Origin of the sequence: Trichocoleus sp. AS-A1 (assembly GCF_039962015.1) — a bacterium.
In the GTDB taxonomy this organism is placed as follows: domain Bacteria; phylum Cyanobacteriota; class Cyanobacteriia; order Cyanobacteriales; family FACHB-T130; genus FACHB-T130.
On record NZ_JAMPKG010000047.1, the window covers coordinates 1 to 24081 of the forward strand.

Here is a 24081-nt window from a genome sequence, read left to right on the forward strand (position 1 = left end):
GTATTTCATTAGCTTTACTTATGAATTACCAGGGGTGAGCGTAGAAGACAGGTGAGCGAGCGCATAATTTCAGACCTCATATTACCCCAGCGACGACTTTTGCAAGAGGTCTAATAAAACCCAGTACCCAGCCAGGGCAAATGGTCGCCAACATTTGTAATGAGCGGCATAGCTCAGTAAAGCATCCTGTTCAATTTTTCCTAACCTTCAATTGTCTGTGCAATACTTCTATTATTTTTCTGGTGTTGATATATCCATCTTTATATCATCTAACTACTCTGAAAACTTGCGCTTTTCAGATTCTCAAGCTTTTCCAGTTTCTTGCAAAAATCTATAGTAAAGGAATACGTTTTTGTAGGGAATACTAGAGATTTTCCAGTCTAAGAACTTGTCAGCAAGCTTTATATAAATATTTTTAAAAGGTAAATTCAACTTTGCCACCTGACACAAGCGCTCAAATCGGTCATTTTTAACTCCCATATAGTGCAAGTAAGTCAATTTTTTTTCTTGATCGTATAAAATATGGTTTTTATCTTCAAAGTGAGGAGATGTTACACATACGCCTGTTTTATATTCTGACTTTTCATCTAGGGTAAAATTATATAGATTAAATTGTTTTTTCAATGTCATATAATTTAAAATGCGTTGCTCACTCAACCATTCTCCAAAGATTTTTACTTCATCGTTAGCAAGTCCTTTGATAAAACCATCTAAATCCTTTTCATTTATAAGATTTTGTTTTGATGCCCAAAAGCCAGAGCAGTGTATTCGATTAGCAAGGGCAGACTCTGATTCATGTACATTTTTGAAAACCTCAAAAAAATTGCTAACCGTACCCTTTTTTATAGCAGTTTTTCTCTGAAAATCATGCACTACAAAATCGTATTCTTCTAGTTTAGAAAATATATGATCTAGGGGTTGAAATACCAATGTATCAGAGTCAATATATATAAAATTCTCAAAAGGTCCATCAAATGCACAGTATTTTTTATGCATATTTAGAACCTGAGTTTTTTTGCTTTTTATCTCTGATAGCCTTCCGTAATATATTTGGTGAACTTCAGTAATAAAATTCACCCATTTTTCTATAGAGTTTTTGTTTTCAAATAAAAAAACATTTTTTCTTTTAACAATTTCTTTTTCTATTAAATCTATGTTTTTATTAAAAGGTATTATGCATACAGGTATATCTTGACTATAATTAGATTTTATGCTATTTAGCAAAGCAACTACCTGATCGTAAACATTATCATTCGCTAATAAATATATGCCATTTTTCATTGCTTTTTCCCTGTTTGGATTATTGTTTGCCATGCTTATGTAAAATTTTATCATAACTTAATTATCCTGTTGATGTTTGTTGAGTTATATACAAAGCTAGAGTCGAGAGATAAAAGATTTTATCGAAGGTGATAAATATTTTTGCAGGTGATTTATACGACGTTACATACTGTTTATTTTAATAGCTAGGGAACGGCGTTGCAAAAATGTTTGTCGGCTCCAAGCTGATGCCGTATACAAGCGTTCATAGGCTGGAACCGCTACATCTGTAAGGAAGTTGCGCCATTGTGCAACTAGCCTCGTCGGTTGTGTTTTCTCAGTACGGACTCGACCGTTTTCCATCATGGCACGCCGCAACTCTTTGTCATCGCGAAGGCGCTGAAGAACAGCGATCACATCCTCAAGGGAAGCTACCCCCAAATAGTCTAGTTCGCTTTGGCGCTCTGCTCGGAATGCAGAATCCGTACCTAGAATTGCTGGTACACTAGCGGCGTTAATCTAACTTCGTGGCGGGTTTCCAGGTGTATGCTTGGCGATCGAAGCGCACGGCTACTACTACATCGACATCACTGTAGTCGTTCCAGTGCTAAGGTTTCACTATAGCCTAACTCAAACCTAAAGCCTTCAGATGATTTTGCCACGATGTTAGCCTTCAACTTCCTGAGCTTTACTTTCAAGTGCAACAGTCTACTCAGCCGTTCGCTTTATTGTTTCACAACTTAGATGAGGAAGTTCTAGATTGAGATACAAGCGACTTCAAAGGACCTGTGATTTGTCCCTTTACACGACGAATTTGGCTGCGGATACCTTTTGTTTGGACAGCCATAGTACGGCGCATTAAAAATGTTTGCCTTGTCAAATACGAACCCGTACACCAACGTTCGTAAGCTGGAACTGCTACATCTGTCAAGAAGCTACGCCACTGTTCTACCAATTTTTCTGCCTTTGTTTCCTCGGCACGGACTCGACCATTTTCAATCATGGCATGACGCAATTCTTGGTCATCGCGCAGGCGTTTGAGAGCGGTGATCGCATCTTCAAGCGAAGTCACCTCCAGATAGTCGAGTTCGCTTTTACGCTCTGAGCGAAATGCCGACTCGCGACCGAGAATTGCTGGTACACCAGCGTGCCATGCGTTATATAGCTTCGTTGCGGGTTTCCAACTGTAGCCGCCTTTACGGTCAAAGTTGCGAATGGCTACAATGGCGTCTATTTCAGTGTAATCGTGCCAGCGATCGTGACTATTGACGATTTCCCACTGCAAACCTAAATCCTTGAGGTGTTCCTGCCACTCCGGCTCTCTCAATTCTTGTGCTAAATTCTCCTCACGACCCACATAGGCAACATTCTCAAATCGGTCTCCACGTGCGCGCTCGCGGGGAATTAACCCCGGCTGAGGCCAGTGAGGCATAAAGTAGCTTTCCCAAAGCTTTATCGACCGTACCAGCATTTCCTCTTGCGGATTTTGCACAATATGAAGCTGTGCATAGGGATGTTGCGCTCGGTCTGCCTGAATGCAAACAATCAGCACCTTCGATCCTGGTTGTAAGCTTTGTGGAAGAAAGTCCCAATGTGCTACAACAATTCCTTCTGTCGGCATGGTTCCTACCAATTCGCAGGGAAAATTATCAGCTTTGAGGCGCAGATAAGTTTGCAATGTCCAGTCGTACATACCACGCTTGGTATCTAACCATTGCCAGTAAGTATCGATACTTTGCGGTATGTCACCAGGACAGTCACTTTCAGGAATGTAAAAATAAATTGGCGGTAAGCTGTCAGTCATAGCACTATGCAAATAAAGTCTTGGTTACTAAGGGAATGAGCCAAATTGCCATTTCCATTTATTCAATGGCAATCCTAAGTTCCTCTGACGCTAGAGACCATTGAACGTATGCTAGTGCGAATTCCTAAGCTATTTCGCGTTTGCTGCAAATTCTTTTGCATCTCCTTGGTTTTTATGGCTAAGTCACGGCGCATCAAAAATATTTTCCTTGTCAAATCTGATGCCATACACCAACGTTCATAGGCTGGAACAGCTACATCAGTTAAGAAATTACGCCACTGTGTAACCAGCTTCTCAGGTTGTAGTTCTTCAGCACGCCGCCGACCATTTTCAACCATCGCCTGACGTAATTTTTTGTCATAGCGAAGTCGCTTGAGAGCTTGGATTACTTCATCCAGTGAAGCCACTTCTATATAGTTGAGTTCGCTTCTGCGTTCGGTTTGGTAGGCTGACTCGCAACCAAGAATCGCAGGTACACCCGCATACCAAGAATTGTAAAGCTTGGAAGCAGGTTTCCAGTGGTAGTCATTTTGGCGACCGAAGCTATGTACTGCTAGGATGGCATTAACCCCACTACAGTCGTTCCAGCCTACAGGGGTACCGACTAGCTGAAAACGCAAACATAAGGCATTGAGTTGCTGGTGCCACGACGGCTGCTTTAGTTTCGATGCCACATTTTTTTCTCGGCCCAGATAAGCAATATTCTCAAAGCGATCGCCTCGTGCGCGATCGCGAGGAATCAACCCTGGATGAGGCCAATGAGGAATGAAATATTTCTCTCCTGGAACTAAATATTTATCCCCAACGTGTACGTGTGGGTAGAGCATTTCCTGACGATTTTGGACAACATGAAGCTGCGCGTAAGGGTGTTTCGCTTTATCTCCACAAACAATAACCAAGAGTAGTTTAGACCCTGGTTTCAGCTCGTGTGTTAAACTACTTGTCCAAGCAACAACAATACCCTCAGCAGGCATTTTTCCCGCTATTTCACAGGGAAAACCATCAGCTTTAAGGCGAAGATAGGTTTGAAAAATCCAGTTGTACGTGCCAGTAGATTTTCCGCTTTTATAAACTTCTTGGTAGGTATCAGGAGCCACCGATAAATTGATATCAGACCACTCTGATTCGGGAAGATAAAAATAAATCGGCGGTAACTTTTCAGTCATGAGGGGTTATAAATGAGCGATAGGTTACTAGCACGCTGAGAAATCAGGCTAGAGTTAGGAACTCTTCCACCTTTCCCTTAAAGCCAATGTTTCAACTGAAGGTCATAATGACCGGCTTGTTCCGGAGGATACCACCCTGTTTCAACCTTCTCGATTATTCTAGGTAAAGCTTCGATAAATTCTGAACCCCGGTCTTTTGGATGAACCGTCCAGGCTTTCGGAGAATCGAGAACCCCTCGGACATACTGCGTCGCCTCCAGTTGGTTCGATACCATCACTTCCCAAGAATCCAAAGCTCCTTTACCAGCGATATTGTTCAATATCGTTTGTAACCTCACTGGCAACCGATTGGCAATCTTTTGCCGATAAGGACGCCACAGCACTGGTAATGGAAGTAACTTGTCGAAGCGCTTCTTGTCAATTAAGTAAATGCGGCTACTGAAAAACTTAAATGTATAGAATCCATCTGGGTCTCGCTCATAGGGCACCCGTTGATACATATTACCATCCTCCGTCGGTGGCCCAGTCAGCGGTCTGATTGCCATCACTTCCGGGTGTTGTTGCATCAACTTCATCCCCTCTTCTACCCAGCTATAATCGGGTTGCTGATGGAGCAGCATATCGCTGTCATAGTGAAGCATATAGTCACCTTGGGCTTCTTCAATGTGAAAAATCGTGCCCAAAATGGGGTAGCCCTTATAGTTATGTGTATACCGGATGCGGCTGCCAAAATGTTTGCGATATACTCGGTCGTGATATGCTCCGGAGTAGTCTATATCGACTACCTTGTCTACCACACCATCGCGCAGCAAGCGATCGCAGCGCTCCCGTAACTGTTCTAGAGTACCGATGCCTGGACGCCCGACTTTGTCCCCCGTTAGCGGTGCCGTATCTACAGCCAACACCCGTTCGCTAAACTTGAATTTACTCATCTTCACTAGATGAGGAATGGTGTGCATCATGAACGGCAGATCGGTTCGCGCTACCAAAATCCACAGTGAACAGCTAGCAATTGACATTAATTCTGCCTTTGTGTTTTAGACATCAGGAAGCTCCTAAAAAGATTTTAATGTATTATTCAAATTAACCTGCTGAGGATTTTTATATGACAGACGGCATCTATACACTAGCGAATGATGTAGTCTACGACCAACTCGTTGCTCTATTAAATAGCATAGAAGCCAATGTCGGTAAAGAAATCCCAGTCTGCGTTATTGCCTATGATAATCGAGTAGATCGAGTTCGCGCGGAAATCGCTAATCGGGAAAATGTAACCTTGCTGGATGATGTTAACTTGTTTGCTCGTTGGGAAGATTTTTCTAAACGGGTATGGGCAGCTCATCCAACTGCTTTAAAGACTTGGCAAGAACAAGGAATCCCCGGTGTTAATCGTATAGGCATGAATCGGCGATACTGCGCCTTTGATGCGGATAGCCCTTTTGAAAGGTTTATCTACTTAGATGCCGATATCGTAGTCATGGATTCGTTAAAGATTATCTTTGATAAATTAAATGAGAATGATTTTGTAGTTTATGATTTTCAGTATAAATCCCCCAATCATATCTTTAATCTCCAGTCACCAAAATTATTAGAAGTTGTTGATAAAAACCGGCTTAGTACAGAGATATTTTGTGCCGGAATGTACGCCGGGAAGCGAGGGTTATTCCCCCAGGAACAAAGAGATTGGTTTGTATCCAAGCTAGAGGAAGGCGAGGCAGAAATTTTATTTATGCCAGCGCCTAACCAATCAGTTCTTAACTATATGACGATGAGAGGCGAGATTCCAGTTTATAACTTGGCGCTGCATTTACCTGACGACCAAAAGACTGGAAACGCGGTTACTTCTCCCCATTTTGAAGCTAGGGATAACATTCTGTACGATCGGGGAAAACGACTAACCTATTTACACTATATTGGGCTGTCATCAAAATTGTTTTCTCGGATTAGTGAGGGAGAAAATATTGATTTTCCCTATCGGGATATTTTCTTGTATTATCGCTATCTTCACGAACCAGAGAAGCGCCCCAAGTTTACAACCAAACCGACACCTTACAATCAGGCTCCAAGTTTAGCCAAAAGAGTTTTAAAGAAAATTGGATTCACCAGTTGAGGATATTTGAATGAGTCGTGGTATTTATATTCTTGCCAACGATCGCGTAATTGATAATGCGATCGCGCTATTGAATAGCATTCGTGCTTATGATGCTGATAGTCCGATTGTGATGATTCCCTATAACAATCAGTATCAAGCGATCGCTGATATTATTACTAAGTCTCATGGGGTAAAAATATACGAAGATTTACAGTTATTAGAAAAGATAGATGATTTAGTCAAGCAGACCTGTGGTGACAACCTTTTAGATAGACCCAACTTGCTTCGCAAGTTAGCCTGTTGGTTTGGGCCTTTCGATGAATTTCTATATATTGATACTGATATTGTTGTATTTGAAAAAATTATAGAAAATCTTAATTATCTTGCAAACAATGATTTTATCTGCTGTGATTATCAATACACAGGAGGCATTAAACAAGTTTTTACACCCAAAATCACAGAAATCTTCTCTGAAGACGAATTGAAAGATGTTTTCAATAGTGGTTTTTGGGGTTCCAAGAAAAACCTAATTACTCAACAAGATTTGCAAGATACTTTTGAGTTCTGTGCATCTCATCCTGAATATTTTTATGTCTTGAACTCCGACCAAACGATTCTTAATTATCTCGTATTAAAGCGAATGCCTCGACGATTTAATATTGTTCGAGAAAACGGGAAGGGGCCTGGAAATTGGGCAGGAAGCCCGCATTTTAAGCAGGAAGGCTATAAATTAGTCGATCCAAAAGTTAACCAAACTCTGAAGTTTGTACACTGGGCGGGCGTCCGTTTAGAGCCAGGTGGTTCGTATTGGGATATTTGGGAACACTATCGTTATCTGAATGAACCTAAACCAGCTCAAGTAGCATTCACTCAGAAGAAAAAAAGCTTGTGGCAGCAAATCAAAGATAAAATCAAGGGATAAAAATAGAATTCTGCAATAATATTTAGAAACATCTTCTTAACCCGCACTGCTTTTCAACTCAGAACCTCGCCCCCAACCCCTCGACCTTCACGGAGAGGGGAGAGAATATTAAACCCTTCTGGGTGAGCGGGAAGACACAGAGATAGGGTTAAACTGTACTGCATCCAATCGAGAATTGCTATCAATTGAAATCTAGATTTTTAAATCAATAGCCTCCCAGGCAGCTTGAAAAAAGTCTCGTTCGCACAACATCGCATAGCGGTAAGTTGATTTCAAAGATGCTGTGGTAGAGGCATAACGATCAGCCAGCTTTTCTAATTTCTGAGCTAGTTGCTCAAATTCCTCACTGCTATAAGTGCGAATCCAGTTAGTGTATTGATGGTCTTTTATTCCACTCTGAGCTATCTGCTGACCTAAGAAAGTATACAGACGCATACAGGGTGCCATTGCCACAGCAATTAGACCAACCTCCGAACTCCAAGCTGTTGCTAATAAAAAGTCCGTGTAGCGGCGTGTAGCAGCTCCCGGTTCTACTACTTGCAGGTTGACTCCCCACTCATCTGCATAGCCTTGATGAAGGGAAAGTTCATCTAAAACACCCCCAGCTAGGGAATGAAACGTATTAAATCCCTGCGTGTCGGGAGCTTTAGCCGCAGCAATGCTATAGGCACGGGCAAAAGCTTCTAAGAAAAAGGCGTCTTGCCCCACATAGTAAGCAAATTGCTCCTGGTGTAGCGTGCCGTCGGCAATGCCTTGGACAAAAGGATGCTTGAGGCAGGCTTGCACTAAATCTTGATTTTCCTGCCACAAATTACTGGATATCGTCATAAACTGACTCGTAAATACTGGGCAGGGATTTTAACCCACCCTAGCAGAATTAAAAAAGCAATCGGAGGAGTAAGCTACCAATACCTCCTAGGAAATTCGCCAAATTTCCGCCGCTGCTACCCGCTTCCTGCAAAGGTGTTGTCAGCTCTTTAATGAAAACTTGGCTAGTCTGATAGCCTTGAATATTTCCCTGGATGGTAAAAAGTTCGGAAGCTTTCTGAGAATCCAGAACGGCTCCGGAGCGATCGCCCATTTGATAACGCGCCACTCCCCTCGCTAGGTATGCGGGAGCAAAGTTGGGCTTCAGAGCCAGGGATTGGTTGAAATGATCGATTGCGCCTTGTTGGTCTCCTTTTTGGCCCTCTGCTACACCCCAAGCGTAGAAATCTTCAGGCGTGGCTGCGTAGCTAGGGATACCAATAGCCGCCTGCAAGTTAGCACCATTGATGTTAGCACCCGCCAAATTTGCATTAACCAGATAAGTTTCTCTTAGGTCGGCACCTGCCAGGTTCGCACCTGTCAAGTTTGCACCGCTCAAATTGACCCCAAATAGAGAAGTCCCGCTCAGATTTGCACCTCTGAGGTCGGCTCCACTCAAGTTGGCACGACTGAGATTAGCACGGCTCAAATCAGCGCCAGTGAGATTAGCTCCTGATAAGTCAGCTAAAGCTAGACCCGCACCACTGAGGTTGCACTGCGAACATTGTTTAGTAGCCAATAACTGTCTAGTATGTTCGACGTTTTCAGCTTTTGCAGGAGCAGCAAGGGAAAGTGTCGTCAGCAGTGCTGCTGTTGCGGCGATTTGGGGTTTCATATCGAGTTGTGCAGCGGTAGCTCTCTTTTTTCCCCAGCATAAACCATTCGGGAAAACATCAAGCTTTATCGTACAGAATTAGAACCGCTGCCATTCTCTGGAGTCTGAGTATTTGGGCGAGGTAAGAGGCTGATGATTTGCGATGCGGTTTCTTGCAAGTTGAGTTCTGATGCCATTTGAGGGGCAGTTGACCAGCTATGTCCCAAAAATACATTGAGAGAGAATGTTAGAGTCGCGGCTACCATTAGTTTTTCCAGCATCTCAAACTCCCCCCCACAGCAGATAAATTAGCGCATAAGATTCTGATACTACTAATATGAATAGTTTTTATCTAACATTAGGTGATTGACATGCCGGAGAAAATGTGATCGTATTTCCAGGACTGGGTGATCCTAGTCACATACAGCGAATTTACCGTCTTAAAGAGGCGATCGCATCTTCTCATCGGCAAGCGCAACACGAAGCATTCCTACAACCGCAGCACCAAACTGGAGTCAATATCTTGTAACTTGGCGCAGCCACTCAAAGCGATCGCTAAATCAAGTTCATCTCGCAAAAGCTCCAGTACGTGTCGGACACCCGCCTCTCCCCCTACCGCTAATCCCCACAACACCGGGCGTCCCAATAATACGGCTTTTGCCCCTAATGCCAGGGCTTTGAGGACATCAGTGCCGCGACGGATACCGCCATCCACCAGAACTTCTGCGGTGTCCCCCACAGCCGCAACCACCTCACTCAGAGCATCAATCGTAGCGATCGCTCCATCCAATTGTCTGCCCCCGTGATTAGAAACAATCACCGCTTTGGCTCCATGTTCCACCGCCCGAAGCGCATCATCTCCCCGCAAAATCCCTTTTACCACCAAGGGCAAAGGCGACAGAGATTGCACCCATTCCAAATCCTTCCAAGTTAGCGCTGGGTTTAGCTGCTCTAAAAAATAGGCAAATAAACCCGATTCGCCGGGTTTATAGGAAATCTCTAAATCTGTCAACGTCGCTAAATTAGCCAGTTCCATCCCCGATGGCAAAACAAACTGATTTCGCGTATCTCGCTCTCGCTTACCCAGCAGAGGCGCATCAACTGTCAGACACAGCGCTTGGAAACCGGCAGCATAGGCGCGTTCTACCAAAGCACGGGTAAGGGCGCGATCGCGATGCACATACAACTGAAACCACTGCGGTGTCTGATTCCCGACGCTGGCAACTTCTTCTATACTTTTGGTTGCTAAGGTACTCAATACCATCGCGGTCCCCATTTTTGCCGCAGCTTTGGCAGTAGCAATTTCACCGTCTGGATGCGCCAAACACTGAAACGCCATCGGCGCGATGAGAATGGGCAGTTGTAGAGATTGACCGAGGATCGTGGTACTTAAATCTCGCTGGCTGACATCTACCAGCATCCGAGGACGGAGTTTGTAGCGTTCAAAGGCTGCTCGATTATCCCGCAGCGTGATTTCGTCCCAAGCACCGCTAGCGTAGTAATCCAGCGCCATCTGAGAGAGGTGCTGGTTGGCTAGCCTTTCGTACTCAAATAGATTAATAGGTCTAACAGGAGTCGTCATTTGCCAATGCTAGCCGATGCTCATCAAGAGCGATCGCATTTCACTTTGTTGCTATGACCTTTTTGCTATGTTATTGGCTACACAGAATTCAAGATTTGACCATGAATAAGTTATTACCCGCAATTGTAGGTGTGGCAGCTTTGCTCAGTTTAGGTACTGCGGCGGTGACAAATGCAAATGCAACACCAGATGTATCGGGAATCCGCCTAGCTCAACGACCTAACTGCAATAATCCTCAGACTCAAGGAGAAATGAATGCCTGCGCTGGAATAGATTACCAAAATGCAGATAAAAAGTTGAACCAAATATACAAACAACTCCTACCAAGATTGCAAAGTTCGCGGCGACAGAAATTAATTTCAGCACAGCAAGCTTGGATCAAGTTTAGAGATGCTAGTTGTACTTATGAAAGAACTGAATTTGCAGGCGGAACAATGGAACCGATGATTTATAGCAGTTGCCTTGCAGAAGTAACAAAACAGCGGACAGCGCAATTAGAGCAATATCTAAGCAACGCTGATAGGTAAAGCAAGAATGCGATCGCACTACTGAAATGAAATCGGTGAAGAATGCGATCGCGTTATTAGCCGTGGAACCCCTCTAAAAGAGGATCGCCGTTTCAGTGGGTTAGTTCTGATTATGAGAAAAGCGAACTTTCTTTCGCAACAAACCGAATAAACCCAAACCAGCTAAACCTAAAACACTGCCAGGTTCGGGAACGGATTGTGGAGGAGTCGTCGTTTGCGCCACTTCAAAAGCACCGATATCTGCCCTTGTGCCTTGAGGACGAGTAACGCCGCGTTGGTCGGTTGCCGGGAAACTGTTAGGATTAGCGGCATCAATGGCGGGACTGCCTGGGAGTAAGGCGAGAGTTTGGGTAGAACCACCATTATCTGCTAAAGGGCCAAGTAGCGGGTCAACTGGGTTGGCAGTGGTGCCGATGATGTTACCGTTGACACCATTTACAAAGACAGTGCCATCTCCGTTGCCAATCAGGTTGAAACCTTGGTCGTTGATAGTGCCGCTGCCTAGAATGTCACGTCTATTCTGGGCAATGATGGTATTGCCGATGTTCAGCGTGCCTCCAAAGTTACCGATACCACTAAAGCTGTTACCGCTGACGGTACTGTTGGTTACTGTTGCCGTGCCAAAGTTGCCGATGCCACTAATGCGGTTGCCGGTGACGGTACTGTTGGTTACTATCACCGTGCCATTGTTAGCGATGCCATTGAAAGTCCCACTGATGGTAGTGTTGGTGACGGTCGCCGTGCCATTATTGCCGATGCCAGTGCTGCCGCCGCTGAGTGTAGTGTTGTTTACTGTCGCCGTGCCATTGTTTTCGATGCCAATAATGTTGCCGCTGAGAGTAGTATTGTTTACTGTCACGGTACCATTGTTTTCGATGCCCCTGTTTCCATTTGCGATCGTCAGCCCAAAAATGTCTACACTAACGCCACTAGAAATAGTGAAGACGTTGAAGAAAGAAGGGGCGCTGATACTCAACAAGTCAGCACCCAAACCATTGATAGCTAAGTTATCGTTAATACCAAGTGGTCCGTTGGTGAGGTTAATTGTCTGCGGCCCGACACCTAATAAAAAGTCGATAATATCGTCACCGTCAGCTGTATTAGCATCGATGATCGCTTGTCGCAGAGAACCCGCACCGCTATCAGCTGTGCTGGTAACGCTGAAGGTAGCGGCGTAACTGGGGTTGATGCTAATGGTCGTCAAAGCTGCGGTCAGTGCTAATTTCTGGAAGAATTTCATGGTTGTGGCGTTCTATGAATTCAAAAAGACAGCAAAATTTTCTTTTTGGGTTGGGTTAAACGTGGCGAACCCAACCCAGACTGATTTACTGATGATTAAAGCGAACTTTCTTTCGCAACAAGCCGAACAAACCCAAACCAGCTAAACCTAAAACGCTGCCAGGTTCGGGAACGGGTTGTGGGGAAGGAGTTTGCGCCACTTCAAAAGCGCCGATATCTGCCCTTGCACCTTGAGGACGGGTAACGCCGCGTTGGTCGGTTGCCGGGAAACTGTTAGGATTAGCGGCATCAATCGCAGGACTGCCAGGAAGTAAAGCTTGAGTTTGGGTAGAACCACCGTTATTTGCTAGGGGGCCAAGTAGGGGGTCAACTGGATTGGCAGCAGTGCCCACTATGTTGCCATTGACACCGTTTTTACCTGCGAAGGGAGTGCCATCTCCATTGCCAATCAGGTTGTAACCTTGGTCGTTAATTACGCCAAGCAAGATGTTCCTAATGTCAGTCGAGTTCTGGGCAACGATGGTATTGCCGATGTTAACCGTGGTGTTGTTTTGGATGCCATTAGCGCCATTGTTCGTGATGGTACTGTTGGTCAAGGTCAAGATGCTGGATTGGCGAGGGCCAGTGCTGTTAATGCCATTAAATCCATTGCCGCTGATGGTACTGTTGGTTACTGTCGCCATGCCATTGTTGTTGATGCCAGTACTGCCGTTGCCGCTGATAGTACTGTTGTTTACTGTCAACGTGCTTTCTTGGTTGATTTGGATGCCATTAAATCCATTGCCGCTGATGCTACTGTTATTTACTGTCAGCGTCCCTAAGTTTAAGATGCCAATTCTTCCATTAGTAACAGTCAGCCCGGAAATCTCTACAGTAGCGCCACTAGCAATACTGAAAAGGTCGAAGGTTGTATCGCCTCTGACACTCAGCAAATCAGCCCCCAAACCATTGATAAATAGGTTATCGGTAATATCGAGTCCGCTGCTGACATTAATCGTCTGCGGTTCCCCACCCAGTAAGAAGTCGATAATATCGTCACCGCTAGACGTATTAGCATCAAGAATGGCTTGTCGCAGAGAACCCGCACCACTATCAGCTGTACTTGTAACGCTGAAGGTAGCGGCGTAACTGGGATTGATGCTAATGGTCGTCAAAGCTGCGGTCAGTGCTAATTTTTGGAAGAATTTCATGGTTGTGGCGTTCTATAAATTCAAAAAGACAGCAAAATTTTCTTTGTGGGTTGGGTTAAACGTGGCGAACCCAACCCAGATTGATTTACTGATGATTAAAGCGGGCTTTCTTCCGCAACAAACCGAACAAGCTCAGACCAGCTAAACCCAAAACAGTGCCAGGTTCGGGAACGGGTTGAGAAGGAGTTTGCGCCAACTCAAAAGCACCGATATCTGCCCTTGCGCCTTGAGGACGAGTAACGCCGCGTTGGTCGGTTGCTGGGAAGCTGTTAGGATTAGCGGCATCAATGGCGGGACTGCCAGGAAGTAATGCTTGAGTTTGGGTAGAACCACCGTTATTAGCTAAGGGGCCAAGTAGAGGGTCAACTGGAGCGGCAGTCGTGCCAACGATGTTGCCGTTGACACCATTGACGAAGGGAGTACCATCTCCGTTGCCAATCAGGTTGTAACCCAAGTCGTTGATTGCGACATCACGTAACCTTCTAATATCAGTTGAGTTCTGGGCAATGATGGTATTGCCGATATTCGACGTGCTACTGAAACTACTGAAGAAGCCACTACCGCTGTTGCCAGTGATGGTACTGTTGGTTACTGTTACCTGGGCAAAAGCGTTGTTAATGCCAGAAAAGCCGTTGCCACTGACGGTACTGTTAGTTACGGTCAAGCTTCCGGGGTTAATTCGGTTGCCTGCGCTGTTGATGCCATTAGCGCCGCTGCCGCTGATGGTACTATTGGTTACAATCGCCGTGCCAACGGTGACAAAGCCATTTTGACCGTTGCCGCTGACGGTACTGTTGTTCAAGGTTATCTTGCCAGCGTTGACGATGCCATCGAGAACGTTACCGCTGACGGAAACGTTGGTTAAGGTTGCCGTGCCATTGTTTCTGATGCCATTGCTTCCATTCGTAACAGTCAGTCCGGAAATCCCTACAGTAACGCCAAGGTTTGCAACAACGCCGCCACCAATATTTAAGACGTAGTCGGAGCTGAAGCCACCACTACCGCTGAGAGTCAGCAAGTCAGCTCCTAAACCGTTGATCAATAGGTTATCGGTAATATCGAGTTCGCTGCTGACATTAATCGTTTGCGGCCCCGCACCCAGTAAAAAGTCGATAATATCGTCACCGCTAGCTGTATTGGCATCGATGATCGCTTGTCGCAGAGAACCCGCACCACTATCAGCTGTGTTGTTCACCGTAAAGGTGGCGGCGTAACTGGGGTTGATGCTAATGGTCGTCAAAGCTGCGGTCAGTGCTAATTTCTGGAAGAATTTCATGGTTGTGGCGTTCTATAAATTCAAAAAGACAGCAAAATTTTCTTTGTGGGTTGGGTTAAACTTGGCGAACCCAACCCAGACTGATTTACTGATGATTAAAGCGGGCTTTCTTCCGCAACAAACCGAATAAACCCAAACCAGCTAAACCCAAAACAGTGCCAGGTTCGGGAACGGGTTGAGAAGGAGTTTGCGCCAACTCAAAAGCACCGATATCTGCCCTTGCGCCTTGAGGACGAGTAACGCCGCGTTGGTCGGTGGCGGGGAAACTGTTAGGATTAGCGGCATCAATCGCAGGACTGCCTGGGAGTAAAGCTAAAGTTTGGATGATGCCGTTATTATCTGTTAAGGGTTCAAGTAGGGGGTCAACAGGATTAGCACCCGTGCCGACAATATTGCCGTTGACACCATTAACGAAGGGGGTACCATCTCCGTTGCCAATCAGGTTGTAACCTTGGTCGTTGATTGCGCCCTGCCCGGTGAAAATAAAGATAATGTCAGTTGGGTTCTGGGCAATGATGCTATTGCCGATGTTCAGCGTACTGCCAAAGTTGAGGATGCCACGAGAGCCGTTGCCGCTGACGGTGCTGTTGGTTAAGGTTACTATCGCCCCGGGTTGGGTGACGATGCCATTGTTTGTATTGCTAGTAATGGTAGTGTTGGTTAGTGTCACCCTGCCAGAGTTTGAAATACCATTGCGTCCATTCGTAATAGTCAGTCCGGAAATGTCTACAGTAGCGCCGCCACCAATCTGGAAGATGTCGAAGGTATCATTGCCGCTGACACTCAGCAGGTTAGAACTCAAAATACTCAGGTTACTGAAAATACCGAGTCCGCTACTGAGGTTAATTGTTTGCGGCTCCGAACCCAGTAAAAAGTCGATAATATCGTCACCCTCAGCTGTATTGGCATCGATGATCGCTTGTCGCAGAGAACCCGCACCACTATCAGCCGTGCTGGTAACGCTGAAGGTAGCCGCGAAACTGGGGTTGATGCTTAAAGTCATCAAAGCTGCGGTCAGTGCTAATTTCTGGAAGAATTTCATGATTTTCGCCTCCGTTTTCAGTGAAAAAAAACATCAGAATTTTCAAGCCGTGAGTTAATACTTCCGGCTCCCAAAGCAAGCTGGTTAAAACTGACTAAAAGGCAATGCTTTCAGTCTGATTTAGCTAACTTGATATTCATCTGCGGTAATGAATTACCTACCAATTTGGCAACGCAGAATTGATACTATTTCCCTTGAATGCCTGCTACAAATTTATAGTGTTTGCTGATAGGCAATGCCTTTTTGGATTAGCCATTTGTCTCCATAAATATGTAGCATTTTTAAATTAAAAGGACACCAATGAGGTATTCATTCCCTGCGATAGCGCAGAGATAATCATTTTCTAGAAGTTCCTAAAACACAAAAATCCAGGTTGGAGGGGGGAAACCCTCAAGGCAAAAAGTCTTACAGTTTAGTGTTTGCTGTTCTCCCTCTTGCATCTTGGTAGAGAATACCTCTGAATCTCTACCCTTAGCAAGAGGATAGAACTGATTTCATTAAAACTTTAATTTAGAACCTGGGTATATTCATTGATGATTTTGGCAGAAACTTACTGCTACTACTGAGAGTGCAGCCGGAAAGTCACTGACTAAGGGCTGTATAAATATTTAAAGTTTTAGTGAACACGTACGTAGAGAAACTTTTGCCAACTGTCCTATATCTAAGCCCCAGACAGGCAGTTGCGTTACCTTCCCCTAACTACTTTGTATGATGGCAACCAACGGTACGTGCAGAAATACCGCATCAATAATATTACTGTCCTCAGCCTGACTAAATTTGATGCCAAACCCCAAGCTCCCAAGATTTTCGTAGATGCCTTCTCACAGGGTAGGTACAACGTTCGAGAAGGCGAGCGATCGCTCCCTCAGCTTTGAGGAATTGCCCTTTGCAGGTAGTTACTAGAGCCGGTGACTTGATTTGTCGCAAGAGGAGCGATCGTGCTATCCATGATGCTGTCGCTGCTAGACATCAATCAACGATGAGTGCCTTGCTTCCAGCACAGGGGAGAATTTATATTACTTAACCTATCTTGAGAGCGTTGGCATCAAACTCCAGGCTTATTACAGCCACGGCTGCGGTAGTCTAGAACAGGTGACTTTATTTGCTGTGTTCAGGCGATCGCTTTATGTCTCCTACAGTTTCTAGTCCGGCTCGTACTATCCGCATCGGTTCTCGCAAAAGCCAACTCGCACTCGTCCAGACTTACTGGGTGCAAGAACAACTCCAGAAACACTTTCCCGAATGTACCTTTGAAGTCCACACGATGGCGACTCAAGGGGACAAAATTCTAGATGTTGCCTTAGCCAAGATTGGCGATAAGGGACTCTTTACGAAAGAACTCGAACTGGGAATGCTCAACCAAGAGACAGACTTTGCCGTGCATTCCCTCAAAGATTTGCCCACCAACTTGCCAGAGGGATTGGTTTTAGGATGCGTCAGCGAACGGGAAAATCCGGCAGACGCCCTTGTCGTGCATGAAAAGCACAAAGATAAGCAACTGGAAACCCTGCCAGAAGGGGCTGTAATTGGAACCTCTTCCCTGCGGCGACTGGCACAGCTGCGCCACCACTATCCTCACCTATCCTTTAAAGATATTCGGGGCAACCTAAACACCCGACTCGCAAAACTAGATACAGGTGAATACGACGGAATTATTTTGGCAGTAGCAGGATTGCACCGCCTGGGAATGAGCGATCGCATTCATCAAGTTATTGCCCCTGAAGTATCCCTCCATGCCGTCGGACAAGGTGCTTTAGGCATCGAATGCCGTGCTGGTGACACCGAAATTCTGGAGTTACTCAAGGTACTAGAGCATCAACCCACTGCTCAACGCTGCTACGCCGAAAGAGCCTTTTTACGGAACCTAGAAGGTGGCTGCCAGGTGCCAATCGGGGTGAATACTCAGATTGATGGCGATACACTCACCTTAACGGGCATGGTTGCCAGTTTAGACGGCAAGCGGATGATTAAAGACACCGTTAGCGGTGCTGCCAGCGATGCCGAACAAATCGGAATTCAGCTTGCCCATCGGTTACGGGAACAGGGAGCTTCGGCAATTTTAGAAGAGATTTTTACCGAAGTCGGACGCGGTCATTAATCCAAAATCAAACTCCAAAATCGGGTAGGCGATCCCCTGACTCGGTATGATGTAACCAAAATATTTCAGGAAACGCCAGCAATAATGCGAATTCTGTTTGTTGCAGCTGAAGCAGCGCCCATCGCCAAAGTGGGTGGGATGGGTGATGTCGTTGGTGCCTTACCAAAAGTTCTGCGAAAAATGGGGCATGATGTACGAATCTTCATGCCCTATTACGGTATGCTGCCCGACAAAATGGAGATTCCCAAAGACCCTGTTTGGTCGGGTTCTGCCATGTTCCAGTCGTTCGCAGTCTATGAAACCGTTCTGCCTGGAACCGATGTGCCACTGTATCTATTTGGTCATCCGGCTTTCATGCCACGTCGCATCTATTCTGGGGACGATGAAGACTGGCGTTTCACACTGTTTGCTAACGGTGCAGCAGAGTTTTGCTGGAATTACTGGAAGCCGCAAATTATCCACTGCCACGACTGGCACACCGGGATGATTCCGGTGTGGATGAACCAAGATCCCGATATTACCACCGTCTTCACGATTCATAATCTGGCTTATCAAGGGCCTTGGCGTTGGTATTTAGAGAAAATTACTTGGTGTCCTTGGTATATGCAAGGACACAACACAATGGCAGCAGCGGTGCAGTTTGCAAACAAGGTGAACACCGTTTCCCCCACCTACGCCCAACAAATTCAAACCCCCGCCTATGGCGAAACGTTGGAAGGTTTGCTGTCTTTCATTAGCGGAAAGTTATCCGGTATTGTTAACGGCATCGATACGGAGGTTTACGACCCCGCCACTGACAAATACATTACTCAGACCTTCACAATTGATACTCTTGAGAAACGTCAAGCCAACAAAATTGCACTGCAAGAAGAAGTCGGCTTAGAAGTTAACAAAAATGCCTTTGTGATTGGCATGGTAACGCGACTGGTGGAGCAGAAAGGCATCGATCTTGTGATTCAAATGCTCGATCGCTTTATGGCGTATACCGATGCTCAGTTTGTCCTGCTGGGTACAGGCGATCGCTATTACGAAACCCAGATGTGGCAAATGGCTTCCCGCTACCCTGGTCGCATGGCAAACTACTTACTCTATAACGATGCTCTCTCCAGACGCATCTATGCAGGTAGCGATGCTTTCCTCATGCCTAGCCGCTTTGAACCTTGCGGCATTAGCCAAATGCTGGCGATGCGTTACGGCTGCGTGCCGATTGTCCGTCGCACAGGTGGCTTAGTCGATACCGTTTCTTTCCACGACCCAGTGAACCACGCTGGTACGGGGTACTCCTTCGACCGTTATGAACCCCTAGACCTTTACACCTGTATGGTTCGGGCATGGGAAGCTTTCCGCTTCAAACCGCAATGGCAGGAGTTGCAGAAGCGGGGTATGCAGATGGACTTCAGTTGGGACACATCCGCGAAGGAGTATGTCAAACTGTACAACTCCATTTACGGCATCACTGAGGAAGAACCCGCCCAGCCTGAGATGCAGTCAGAGTTAGTAAATACTTAGTCATAAAAAGCACTTCGGTTAAAAGCCCCCTGCAAGCAGGGGGCTTTTTGTTGGCTAGGGTGCGTTAGCGATCGCTAACGCTGTCAAACTTGGTGGCAAAGTTTCAAAACCTTGTGAGTGCATAGGATGCGCTCATTGTCAGCGTAAGTTACTCGCCCTAAAATCCAGGCATAAGTTAAGGTTATTGGCAATAATCCTTGAATTACAGACAATAAAAACGCTACAAGCACCATAATCCTTGGGTTAGACCTTGTTCTAGCTAGCTTGCGATCGGTTATATATATTTTTTATATAAAGTACAGTTTCCGTACTACTGATAAATTCTTTGTAACTTTTTTGCAAACGCAACTAGCGACCACAAGACAAGCCTACAAATAAAGCAAGTTTTTACTGCATTTCAGCCTTTTCTCCGAAAGATGTCAGTAATATCGCGGATCTCAATCGGTATTAACGACGGCTAGGATTTAGCAGACCAGTTTTATGAAGTTTTGATGAAGCTTCCTAAAACTGCACAGCAGGGTCATCTCTAGCGTTCTTGTCGTTTACCAACGAAGTAAAAAATGTCTAAAGTACACTCTTCTGGATTGAGCCTGCTGTTGATTTTTAGTGCCTCGACGGTTAGCGTCGGACTAGTAACAAAACCAGCACTCGCTATTACCACCTACTACGTTGCGACGAATGGTAGTGATAGTAATTCTGGAAGCCAAAACAGCCCATTTGCCACTATCAGTCACGCAGCTTATAAGGCAAAGGCTGGCGACACGGTATATGTACGGGGAGGCACCTACAGCTTTACGAAAGAACAATACATTGGCAGCATCGGCACCGCCAGCAGTCCGATTAGCTACCAATCCTATCCAGGCGAGAAAGCAATTTTAGATGGCACTAAAACGCCAAGCAACACCAACATCGTGAATTTAGCTGGCGCATACAACATCTTCAAGGGCTTTGAAGTAAAGAACTCCAAATTTACAGGCATTGTGTCCTGGGGCGGCAACAACCTCCAGATCCTCAACAACACCGTTTACAACTCCTACAAGAACGGTATCTTTGTTGGTTACGACAAAGATATGACCACAGCCTCAAACATCCGAATCGACGGCAACACCGTTTATATGAATTGCCTTGCGAATAAAAGCCGTACCCTTGCTGATGGTTGGGATCAGGGGATCGCTAGTGGCAGAGCAAGCAACGTCACCATCAGCAACAACCACGTGTATCAGAACTACGGTGAGGGAATCGACTTTATTTTGACCAAGGGCGGTGTAGCTTCTGGTAATAAGGTGTATGACAACTACAGCGTGAATCTATACCTGGACAACGCTACTGACATCACGGTAGAGCGCAACCACATTTACACCACCAACAACACAAACTTTTACCGAGACGGGAAACCAGCGAGTGGGATTCAGGCATCCAATGAATACTACGATTTTTCCAACCCAGTGAATAACATTAAAATCCGCAACAATATCGTCATTGGGGGACTTACAGGCTTTGCCTATTTTTCAAATTACGGCAGAGGCGGAGGTTTGAAGAACTTTGTTATCGCCAACAACACCTTTTACAAAGCGACGCGAGCTATGCTCCTGATCCATAGCGATCCAGGTCATACAAACAATCTGATTGCCAACAACATTTTCTACCAAGCTGGCAGTGTGGCGATGACGGAAATTCCATCCAAAACTGGATTGGCATTTCAGAATAACTCTTGGTATGGTGGCATTGCTGGTATTGCTGTGGGTATCGGCGATATCACTGCCAACCCGTTGCTGGTAAATCCGGGAACTACAGTGGCAACTGACTACAAGCTTCAGCCTGGTTCCCTAGCCATTGAAAGAGGTACTACGCTTACTCAAGTCACGAATGATTATGCAGGATCGAGCCGCCCGCTAGGGCTAAAGCATGACATTGGGGCTTACGAATATTTCAAGTAGAGTAATGATTTTTTAACACAAAGGGCAATCGAGGAAAGGGCAAAGTTACGCAGAATAACTACAAGTTTTTGCGATTACTAAGTCTTTTCCCTAGCCTTCTGTGCATAAAGAAATCTTACTGACGGGTTAAGACAAATCTTTCTGGATGATGCTCTACATTAAATATCCCCTACCCTCAAAAAAGGGTGAGCTGTATGTAGTGCGTCAAAACAGAAATGGGATGAGTCAAACTAGCTGCAAGCACAGATTCCCGATTATCTATTAACAGTTACTTGCTGAAGATAGGGTTGTGGATCTTGTGCAACCCAGCCTAAATTCGAGTTGTAGCGCAACTCAAAATGCAGATGGGGTTTATCTATGTCAGGGAGTCCTGTGGTACCAACTGTTCCCAGGACATCCCCCTGGCTAACTTGTTTACCACGACTAACATCAATGGTTGCAAGGTGAGCATAACGGGTTTGGCGTCCTCCCGGATGATTAATAACGACTAAATTGCCAGAATCTCCGCGATCGCCAATAAAGGCTACAGTTCCCTTATCCACTGCTAGCACGGGTGTCCCGACTTCTGCCAACAAATCAATACCGCTGTGAAAAGCAACTTGATTGCTTCGAGGATTTAGCTGCCAACCATAACCCAGTGCAATCGCTGTCGTTGCGGGTAAGGGATAATGGGCTAGTTTTCGGTTGTTACGTCCAGCCAGACTTGCAGGCGACCAATTTACCCCAGGGATGAATACAACTCTAGGATTTTTCTGGCAACCGTTCGCCTCATAGAGTACATCGGCACGAATTCGGTAGGTTTTGGCTACATCTTGCCAAGTTTTCCTAGCCGGAACTTCGACGCGAATGCCATTGTAAGGCGGAATCAAAATTTCTGCCCCTACGGGTGCTTTGCCTTGTCGCAAAGACGGATTGATGCCGATCAAAGTAGCAGGAATGAGAAAGTATTGGCTGGCAATACTTTCTAAAGTTTCACCAGCGGCAACTTTGTGGCGAATCAAGCGTTCTAACGCTGGGGGCGGGCACATTTGCTTGTCACCCTTCCCCTCAGTTGCAGGAGGCGATGAAAGGGTAGGTACAGCGAGATTGTCTTCAGCTACAGAGGATTTTGAAAATACCGCCGAAAAAAGGCAAAAAGAAACCGGAAGGAGGAAGAAAAAACTGAATTTTTGCTTTTTTCCTAACATTTCTAAGATGCGATCGCAATATCCGTTCGCTTTTTTGATGCCATATTTGAGATTCCCCCAACCCCCGCGCTGACGCACCGCTGCGCTTAAACCAAAGCGGATAAAACAGGAGCGATCGCTGTATTTTAGGGAAGCTGTATTCATTCGCCTCTCTACATCTTTCGCCACTTGTCTCCTCATAAAACTCGCAAAATGCTGGGAATACTGTCTATCGTATCTAACGTGCGAATTTCATCCAGGGCTTGTCGAAAGTTGCCTTCCCGGACATCGTGAGTCACGACGACAATTTCGGCAAGTTCGCCGTGGATGCCGGTTTGCACCACAGATTCAAGACTCACCTGATGGTTGCCAAAACTGGTGCCCAGCTTACCAATAACGCCCGGACGATCCCGTGTCAAGAAACGAGCGTAAAACCGCGTAACTAGCTCCTCCATCGGGGCGATCGCGCAGTAATCTTGATGGGAACAGCTTAATAGTGGATGCAGTTTGGCAACATCTCCACCACTTTTTAAAATGGCAGCAATATTTAAAATATCCGAGACAACGGCGCTGGCAGTCGGCCCGGAACCCGCCCCACGTCCGTAAAACATCACCTGCCCAATCGGTTCGCCTTCTACGAGAATTGCGTTATAGACGCCGCTGATACTGGCAAGCGGGTGAGTTTTGGGTACGAGAGTTGGATGAACTCTGACTTGTAGAGACGCCAAATTTCCCGTTTCTCTGTCTAGAGTTTCTTTCTCCGGTGCCGGTACATCTTGTTTAGCGATCGCTAATAATTTGATCGTAAAGCCGAGTTTTTCCGCATAGGCAATATCGGCGGCGCTGACCTTAGAAATCCCCTCACAGTATATTTCTGGCAGCTTGATGCGTCCCCCAAACGCTAAGGAAGCCAAAATCGCCATCTTGTCAGCAGCATCTAAACCGTCTACATCAGCCGTTGGATCGGCTTCTGCATAGCCCAACTGCTGGGCATCTGCCAGAATCTCGTTAAATTCACCCCCCTCGGTTTGCATCCGACTGAGGATGTAGTTCGTGGTGCCATTGACAATGCCAGTCACCGAATGAATCCGGTTGACACTTAGCGCCTGCTTCAGGGGTTGAATCACCGGGATGCCGCCCCCAACGGCTGCCTCTAGCATCACATAGACGCCTGCTTGATTCGCCGCCGTAAAAATTTCATCGCCGTAGCGAGAAATCACCGCCTTGTTTGCCGTGACAACGTGCTTACCATTGGCGATCGCTTTGAGGATAAGCGATCGCGCCGGTTCTAAGCCTCCCATCACCTCCACCACAATGTCTACATGAGGGTCGGTGACAATCGATTCCAAATCGGTCGTCAGCAAGCTTTCTGGCATTTCTACGAGTCGGGGCTTATCTAGCGATCGCACTCCCACCCGATAAACTTCTATTTCTTGCAGCAGCGGATGACGCCCTTGCGGATCTAGCAAAATTTGTGCCGTACCCGTGCCGACTGTCCCCAGTCCCAGTAATCCGATTTTAAAAGCCACAACCGTTATCCTGAATTTTAACTCTACAGCGCTTGTAATTTACTTGTAATTTAGCTTTTCGGCTCTGCCTCCATCGCGTTGGCAATGCTAACACAGGGGATGCTACCAACACCCTTCCCAT

The 24081-nt window shown here is 45.9% G+C and carries 22 protein-coding genes; 7 read left to right on the plus strand and 15 right to left on the minus strand.

What is annotated here, in order from left to right; translation table 11 throughout:
* Window positions 1–303: 303 nt before the first annotated feature.
* The 5 genes from NC994_RS24465 to NC994_RS24485 form a co-directional block, all read right to left on the minus strand.
* A complete protein-coding gene (locus NC994_RS24465) occupies window positions 304–1314 on the minus strand; it encodes an Npun_R2821/Npun_R2822 family protein (protein ID WP_190432841.1) in 1011 nt (336 codons plus the stop codon).
* A 129-nt stretch (window positions 1315–1443) separates the two neighbouring features.
* Window positions 1444–1701: a hypothetical protein gene (locus NC994_RS24470; RefSeq protein WP_206753628.1), complete on the minus strand. Its 258-nt coding sequence runs from the start codon at window positions 1699–1701 to the stop codon at window positions 1444–1446.
* Window positions 1702–1993: 292 nt separating this feature from the next.
* A complete protein-coding gene (locus NC994_RS24475) occupies window positions 1994–3064 on the minus strand; it encodes a hypothetical protein (protein ID WP_190432844.1) in 1071 nt (356 codons plus the stop codon).
* Between the two features lie 74 nt (window positions 3065–3138).
* On the minus strand, window positions 3139–4230 hold the full coding sequence (locus NC994_RS24480; RefSeq protein ID WP_190432846.1) for a hypothetical protein: 1092 nt from the start codon (window positions 4228–4230) through the stop codon (window positions 3139–3141).
* 77 nt (window positions 4231–4307) lie between these two features.
* A complete protein-coding gene (locus NC994_RS24485; RefSeq protein WP_190432848.1) occupies window positions 4308–5249 on the minus strand; it encodes a hypothetical protein in 942 nt (313 codons plus the stop codon).
* Window positions 5250–5335: 86 nt separating this feature from the next.
* Here NC994_RS24485 and NC994_RS24490 point away from each other — a divergent pair, with 86 nt between their 5' ends.
* Together NC994_RS24490 and NC994_RS24495 are read left to right on the plus strand one after the other, a co-directional pair.
* Window positions 5336–6340 carry an Npun_R2821/Npun_R2822 family protein gene (locus NC994_RS24490; protein ID WP_190432850.1) on the plus strand — a complete coding sequence of 335 codons (1005 nt, stop codon included), beginning with the start codon at window positions 5336–5338 and terminating at the stop codon, window positions 6338–6340.
* A 10-nt stretch (window positions 6341–6350) separates the two neighbouring features.
* Window positions 6351–7244, plus strand: a complete 894-nt coding sequence (locus tag NC994_RS24495) for an Npun_R2821/Npun_R2822 family protein (RefSeq protein ID WP_190432852.1) — start codon at window positions 6351–6353, stop codon at window positions 7242–7244.
* A gap of 192 nt (window positions 7245–7436) precedes the next feature.
* On the opposite strand, the gene NC994_RS24500 is transcribed toward NC994_RS24495, so the two are convergent.
* From NC994_RS24500 to NC994_RS24515, 4 genes are all read right to left on the minus strand, one after another.
* On the minus strand, window positions 7437–8072 hold the full coding sequence (locus NC994_RS24500) for a TenA family protein (RefSeq protein ID WP_190432853.1): 636 nt from the start codon (window positions 8070–8072) through the stop codon (window positions 7437–7439).
* 49 nt (window positions 8073–8121) lie between these two features.
* A complete protein-coding gene (locus tag NC994_RS24505) occupies window positions 8122–8886 on the minus strand; it encodes a pentapeptide repeat-containing protein (RefSeq protein WP_190432855.1) in 765 nt (254 codons plus the stop codon).
* A 65-nt stretch (window positions 8887–8951) separates the two neighbouring features.
* On the minus strand, window positions 8952–9146 hold the full coding sequence (locus NC994_RS24510; protein ID WP_190432857.1) for a hypothetical protein: 195 nt from the start codon (window positions 9144–9146) through the stop codon (window positions 8952–8954).
* A gap of 209 nt (window positions 9147–9355) precedes the next feature.
* Window positions 9356–10447 carry an alpha-hydroxy acid oxidase gene (locus NC994_RS24515; protein WP_190432859.1) on the minus strand — a complete coding sequence of 364 codons (1092 nt, stop codon included), beginning with the start codon at window positions 10445–10447 and terminating at the stop codon, window positions 9356–9358.
* Window positions 10448–10548: 101 nt separating this feature from the next.
* Between NC994_RS24515 and NC994_RS24520 the strand changes: the two genes are divergently transcribed.
* On the plus strand, window positions 10549–10974 hold the full coding sequence (locus NC994_RS24520; RefSeq protein ID WP_190411272.1) for a lysozyme inhibitor LprI family protein: 426 nt from the start codon (window positions 10549–10551) through the stop codon (window positions 10972–10974).
* 100 nt (window positions 10975–11074) lie between these two features.
* Here NC994_RS24520 and NC994_RS24525 read toward each other — a convergent pair whose 3' ends face one another.
* The 4 genes from NC994_RS24525 to NC994_RS24540 all read right to left on the minus strand — a co-directional run bounded on the left by NC994_RS24525 (window position 11075) and on the right by NC994_RS24540 (window position 15721).
* Window positions 11075–12214 (minus strand): choice-of-anchor Q domain-containing protein, encoded by a 1140-nt coding sequence (locus NC994_RS24525; protein ID WP_190432861.1) that lies wholly within the window; start codon window positions 12212–12214, stop codon window positions 11075–11077.
* 85 nt (window positions 12215–12299) lie between these two features.
* Window positions 12300–13403, minus strand: coding sequence for a right-handed parallel beta-helix repeat-containing protein (locus NC994_RS24530; protein WP_190432862.1), 1104 nt, complete (start codon window positions 13401–13403; stop codon window positions 12300–12302).
* An 85-nt stretch (window positions 13404–13488) separates the two neighbouring features.
* On the minus strand, window positions 13489–14679 hold the full coding sequence (locus tag NC994_RS24535) for a right-handed parallel beta-helix repeat-containing protein (protein WP_190432864.1): 1191 nt from the start codon (window positions 14677–14679) through the stop codon (window positions 13489–13491).
* An 85-nt stretch (window positions 14680–14764) separates the two neighbouring features.
* Window positions 14765–15721: a choice-of-anchor Q domain-containing protein gene (locus NC994_RS24540; protein ID WP_190432866.1), complete on the minus strand. Its 957-nt coding sequence runs from the start codon at window positions 15719–15721 to the stop codon at window positions 14765–14767.
* 680 nt (window positions 15722–16401) lie between these two features.
* On the opposite strand from NC994_RS24540, the gene NC994_RS24545 reads away from it, so the two are divergent.
* From NC994_RS24545 to NC994_RS24560, 4 genes are all read left to right on the plus strand, one after another.
* Window positions 16402–16596, plus strand: coding sequence for a hypothetical protein (locus NC994_RS24545; protein ID WP_190432868.1), 195 nt, complete (start codon window positions 16402–16404; stop codon window positions 16594–16596).
* Window positions 16597–16847: 251 nt separating this feature from the next.
* Window positions 16848–17819, plus strand: coding sequence for a hydroxymethylbilane synthase (gene hemC / locus NC994_RS24550; RefSeq protein WP_190411275.1), 972 nt, complete (start codon window positions 16848–16850; stop codon window positions 17817–17819).
* Between the two features lie 84 nt (window positions 17820–17903).
* Complete coding sequence (gene glgA / locus NC994_RS24555) at window positions 17904–19328, plus strand: glycogen synthase GlgA (protein WP_190432870.1); 1425 nt, start codon at window positions 17904–17906, stop codon at window positions 19326–19328.
* A gap of 560 nt (window positions 19329–19888) precedes the next feature.
* Entirely contained in the window at window positions 19889–21265 is a 1377-nt protein-coding gene (locus NC994_RS24560) for a right-handed parallel beta-helix repeat-containing protein (RefSeq protein WP_190432872.1), read from the plus strand.
* Window positions 21266–21519: 254 nt separating this feature from the next.
* Here NC994_RS24560 and NC994_RS24565 read toward each other — a convergent pair whose 3' ends face one another.
* Both NC994_RS24565 and NC994_RS24570 read right to left on the minus strand, forming a co-directional pair.
* On the minus strand, window positions 21520–22596 hold the full coding sequence (locus NC994_RS24565) for a M23 family metallopeptidase (protein WP_242030516.1): 1077 nt from the start codon (window positions 22594–22596) through the stop codon (window positions 21520–21522).
* 32 nt (window positions 22597–22628) lie between these two features.
* Window positions 22629–23960 carry a homoserine dehydrogenase gene (locus NC994_RS24570; RefSeq protein ID WP_190432874.1) on the minus strand — a complete coding sequence of 444 codons (1332 nt, stop codon included), beginning with the start codon at window positions 23958–23960 and terminating at the stop codon, window positions 22629–22631.
* Between the last annotated feature and the right edge of the window lie 121 nt (window positions 23961–24081).